Raw genomic sequence first — 5,638 nt, 5'->3', positions numbered from 1 at the left:
TGCTGGCAGGGATTGACACAGCCTGTGCAGGTGGTCTGGCGTCAGGCGCCACTGTCAGTGACCACTTTTGTGCCCGCTTCCACAGAAAATGTGCTGGCCCAATTGCAGGCGCACACCGATCCGCGTCGGTGCCATCTTGATTTGAGTCAAGCTCCATTAATTACCACCAATATTGTTCAACAGCCCGCCAGCAGTGAATGGCTGTTGGCCCTGAACTTCCATCATCTGATTGGCGATCATATGACGCTGGAGCTTATCGTCGCCGAGGTTCGTTTGCTGTTGCAGGGGCAGATAGAAGCCCTACCTGCTGCACTACCTTACCGCGACTTTATTGCTCAAATTCTGAGCGTTCCAGCCTCCGTGCATGAGAAATATTTCCGCGCCCGACTCGCTGATGTCGATGCCCCAACCGCCCCCTTTGGCTTGCTTAATGTACAGGGTAACGGCGAGGATATGACTGAAGCCCATTTGCTATTGGATACCACACTAGCGCAAGCAATACGTATGCAGGCTTGCCGTCTGGGTATCAGCCCGAGTGTTTTATTCCATGTCGCCTGGGCTCAGGTGCTGGCACAAACCAGCGGCCGTGACGACGTAGTTTTCGGGACGGTGCTGCTTGGCCGTCTGCAAGGCTCAGCTGGCGCTGATCAAGTGATGGGGATGTTTATCAATACCCTGCCGATGCGGATATCCCTTGCTAATCGCAGTGTACTGGAAGTTGTGCGTGCCACCTATCGCGATCTGACCGCGCTATTGGAGCATGAACAAGCCCCCCTGACGCTGGCACAGGGCTGTAGCGGTGTGAACCCACTGCTACCGCTCTTCAGTGCCTTGCTTAACTACCGCCATAGCCAGCCAGGTACGGACAATAAGGTCTGGGACGGTATGCGTATATTGACCACAAAAGAACGCACTAACTATCCGTTGACCCTCTCAGTGGATGATCTGGGGGAGGATTTCAATTTGATAACCCAGAGTGTTGCAGGCGTTGATCCCGTCCGAGTGGTGGATTATTTGGCTACAACCATCAGCCGCCTGATTGAAGCGCTGAAAACCGAGCCGCAGCAGCCTATTCTGAGCCTACCGATCCTGCCTGCCGCTGAGCGTCAGCAGCTTTTGGTCGATTTTAATGACACACAAGCGGACTTCCCGCAGGCAGCCCTGTTCCATGAACTGTTCGAACAACAGGCTAAGCGTACCCCTGACGCCATCGCCGTGGTGTTTGAAGGTTTATCATTGAGTTATGCCGAACTGAACCAGCGCGCTAACCAACTGGCACACGCCCTGATTGAGTTTGGTGTGCGTTCCGATGATCGCGTTGCAATGTGTGTCGAACGCAGTCTGGATATGGTGATTGGCATACTAGGCATATTAAAAGCCGGGGCGGGTTATGTTCCGCTCGATCCCGCATACCCTAGCGAACGGCTGACGCATGTCTTATCTGACAGTGCACCAAAATTACTACTCACCCAGCAGCATTTACGGACGCATTTACCGATAGCTGATATCCCTGTCTGGTTACTGGACAATGTCAAACACTTGAACACGGTTGCTCAACAATCTGTTGCCAATCCTGATCCGGCACAACTGGGATTACAAACGCACCATTTGGCTTATGTTATCTATACTTCCGGCTCCACTGGGCTGCCTAAAGGCGTGATGATCGAGCACCGTAACGTGGTGAACTTTACTCATGCCCAATGCCAGATCAGTGAACTCAAATCCACTGATCGTATCCTGCAATTTGCCACGATTGCCTTTGATACGGCTGTGTCTGAAATTTTCCCAACACTGGCTGTCGGTGCCACCTTAATTCTGCGCCCAGCGCATATTCGGATACCAGACACCGCCTTTAGCCATTTCCTGCAAGAACAGGCCATCAGCGTGGTAGATCTACCGACTGCCTTTTGGCACCAGTGGGTACAAGAGATGAAAGCTGGCCGCTGTGATATCAGTCATTCTCTGCGCTCAATCACGGTTGGTGGTGAGAAAGCCGAATACCGTCATCTTATCGACTGGCAATCCATGCCTGAAACTCAGCACTGCCGCTGGATCGATACTTACGGGCCAACCGAAACCACCGTTATCACCACTTCGTTGGCCTTGGAGGGCGGCGGCGAGGTACTGGACGCAACAGAAACGCTGTCAATTGGTCGCCCGATTCCTAATACCCGCATTTATATTCTCGATACACAAGGACAACCTGTGCCATTCGGTGTCACTGGAGAAATCTATATTGCCGGTGCGGGAGTTGCCCGTGGCTATCTGAATCGCCCTGAGCTTACCGCCGAACGTTTTGTCTCCGACCCATTCAGTTCTCAACCGAATGCCAGAATGTATAAGACCGGCGATCTGGGGTGCTGGCAGCCAAATGGTACGATCGTCTATCTCGGTCGCAATGACTTCCAAGTCAAGATCCGTGGATTCCGCATTGAACTGGGGGAAATAGAGACACAATTGGCCGGTTGCGCGGGTGTTAAGGATGCTGTAGTTATCGCTCGTGAAGAAGATAATGGCGAAAAACATTTGATCGCGTATATCGTGCCACAGCCTGACATCATGCTGGATGCCATCAACCTGCGCGAACAGCTGAGTACCCGCCTGGCGGATTATATGCTCCCCAGCGCCTTTGTGATGCTGGAGACCTTCCCGCTGACTCCGAACGGAAAACTGGATCGCAAGGCACTACCGGCTCCTGATCAGACCGCCATTGCCAGCCGCGAATATCAGACACCTCAGAGTGAAATGGAACAGCAACTGGCAGCTATCTGGCAAACTTTGCTGGGGCTGGAGCAGGTTGGACGTCACGACAATTTCTTTGAGCTGGGGGGACATTCACTGCTGGTCGTCAGCCTGATTGAACAACTACGCCAACGTGATCTGACCCTTGATGTTAGCGCTGTTTTTGCATCACCGACCCTGACGGCGATGGCTGCTCGCTTGACAACAGAAGCAGCTGGAAATACTGCACTGAATGTACCACCCAACCTCATTAGTACTGATTGTGACACCATTACGCCAGACATGCTGCCACTGATAGCATTATCTCAGGCGGAAATCGACACGGTTGTCAAGACTGTGGTTGGCGGCGTTGCCAATGTGCAGGATATCTATCCTCTTGCTCCGTTACAGGAAGGTATTCTGTTCCATCATCAGCTACAGGAACAAGGTGATGTCTACTTGTTAACTAGCCTGATTGCCTTTGATAGCCGTGCGCGTCTCGACGCTTTCCTTGATGCCCTGCAACAAGTGATTAACCGCCACGATATCTTGCGCACTGCCGTCTGTTGGCAAGGACTGACGCAACCTGTGCAGGTGGTCTGGCGTCAGGCTCCGTTGTCGGTCACCACTTTTGTCCCGACCTCCTCAGATAATGTGTTGGCTCAGTTACAGGCGCACACCAACCTACGTCGGCTTAACTTGAGTCAGGCACCTCTGTTCACCGCTGATATTGCTCTCGATCCAGTCAGCAATGAGTGGCTATTGGCCCTAAATTTCCATCATTTGATCGGCGATCATATAACGATGGAGCTTATCGCTGACGAAGTCCGTTTATTGTTGCAGGAACAAGCAGAAACCTTGCCAACCCCGTTACCTTACCGCAACTTTATTGCCCAGACTCTGAGCGTGCCGCTTTCGGCACATGAGGCATATTTCCGCGCCCGACTGGCCGATATCGACACATCAACAGCCCCATTCAGCCTACTTAACGTACAGGGCGATGGTGAAGGCATAACCGAAACGCATCTTCCTCTAGATCACGCACTGGCACAGGCAATCCGCAGTCAGTCCCGCCGTCTGGGTATCACACCGGGTGTGTTGTTCCATGTTGCCTGGGCACAGGTGCTGGCGCAGACCAGCGGCCGTGACGATGTAGTCTTCGGGACTGTGCTGCTTGGCCGTCTGCAAGGCTCAGCCGGGGCCGATCGGGTGATGGGAATGTTTATCAATACCCTGCCAGTACGAGTGTCCCTTGCTGGCCGCAGTGTGCTGGAAGTGGTGCAGGCCACCCACCATGATTTGACGGCACTGCTTGAACATGAGCAGGCTCCTTTAGCACTAGCCCAACGTTGCAGCAGTGTGACGCCGCCGATGCCATTGTTCAGTGCTCTACTCAATTACCGCCATAGCCAGCCAGACGCAGACGATACAACTTGGGACGGCATGCGTCTGTTGGTGGCAGAAGAGCGCACTAACTACCCGCTGACCCTCTCGGTCGATGACTTTGGGGAAGATTTCAGTCTGGTAGTCAAAACTGTCCCCGCAGTCGATCCCGTTCGGGTAGCGGGTTATCTGGTCACAGCCATCAGTGGCTTGGTTGAAGCCCTGAAGAATGAACCCCAGCAGCTTGCTTTGAATCTATCAATCCTGCCTGCTACTGAGCGTAAGCAGTTACTGGTGGATTTCAATGACACAGCGACTGACTTCCCTCGGGAAGCTCTGATCCATGAACTGTTTGAACAACAAGTGGTGTGCACCCCAGACGCTATCGCCGTGGTGTTTGAAGAACAGTCCCTCAGTTACAGGGAACTGAATCGCCGTGCCAATTGCCTGGCTCATCATCTGCTCGCCATAGGTGTATGCCCGGACGATCGGGTGGCTATCTGTGTTGAACGCAGCCTGGAGATGATGGTGGGGCTACTGGCTATTCTCAAGGCTGGCGGCGCCTATGTCCCACTAGACCCGGCTTATCCAGCTGAACGGCTAGCTTATATGCTGGAAGATGCTGCACCAGTGGCCTTGCTCACTCAATCCACACTGGTTGAAATGCTGGACAGCAATCTGCCCAGGATATTACTTGATGTCCAGTTGCCATCTATCTTTGATGAGAAACTGGAAAATAATCTTGATATTCAGACGCTGGGGCTAACTTCACGCCATCTGGCCTATGTGATTTATACCTCCGGTTCTACAGGGCGGCCCAAAGGGGTAATGGTGGAACACAGGAATGTTATCAATCTTTACACAGGATTAAATATAGCATTTGCCCTCAAGCAACCGTGCCGCATAGCAATGAATGCCAGTATTGTATTTGACGCATCGGTGAAAAGCTGGCTCCAGTTGCTTTCAGGCCATACATTGGTCATCGTCCCTGAAGCCCTTCGTACCGATGGTCAGACACTTTGGCGCTATTTTGCACGCCATGCTGTGGATATGTTTGACTGCACACCGATCCAATTGCAATGGCTACTAGAAGCAGGTTTGGGAACAACCTCCGGTTATCAACCCAAGCTGGCATTGATCGGTGGTGATAGCATTCCTCCTTTAGTGTGGTCAAAATTGCAACATATAAAAACCACCCGCTTCATCAACGTCTATGGACCAACAGAATGTACGGTAGATGCTAGTATCTGTCCGGTTAATTTATCACTGTCGCAGCCTAGCATCGGTCGGCCAATCGCCAACACCCAAATCTATATTCTGGATGTACAGGGTGAACCCGTACCTCTCGGCGTTATCGGTGAGATCTATATTGGCGGCACCGGTGTGGCCCGCGGCTACCTTAACCGACCAGAGTTGACCGCGGAACGCTTTATTCCGGACCCGTTCTCAACCGTATCTGGTGCCCGGCTGTATAAAACCGGCGACCTTGGCCGCTGGCTGCCAGATGGCAATATCGAATACCTCGGCCGTAACG

The 5,638-nt window shown here is 52.7% G+C and carries 1 protein-coding gene; it reads left to right on the top strand.

What is annotated here, in order from left to right; genetic code table 11:
• Positions 1–5,638, top strand: a 5,638-nt coding sequence (locus C5470_RS21135) for a non-ribosomal peptide synthetase (RefSeq protein ID WP_166291736.1), incomplete at both ends; no start/stop codon positions are given.

Source organism: Photorhabdus stackebrandtii, assembly GCF_011189495.1.
Taxonomy (GTDB): Bacteria; Pseudomonadota; Gammaproteobacteria; order Enterobacterales; family Enterobacteriaceae; genus Photorhabdus; species Photorhabdus khanii.
This window is presented reverse-complemented; position numbering and strand designations above follow the sequence as displayed.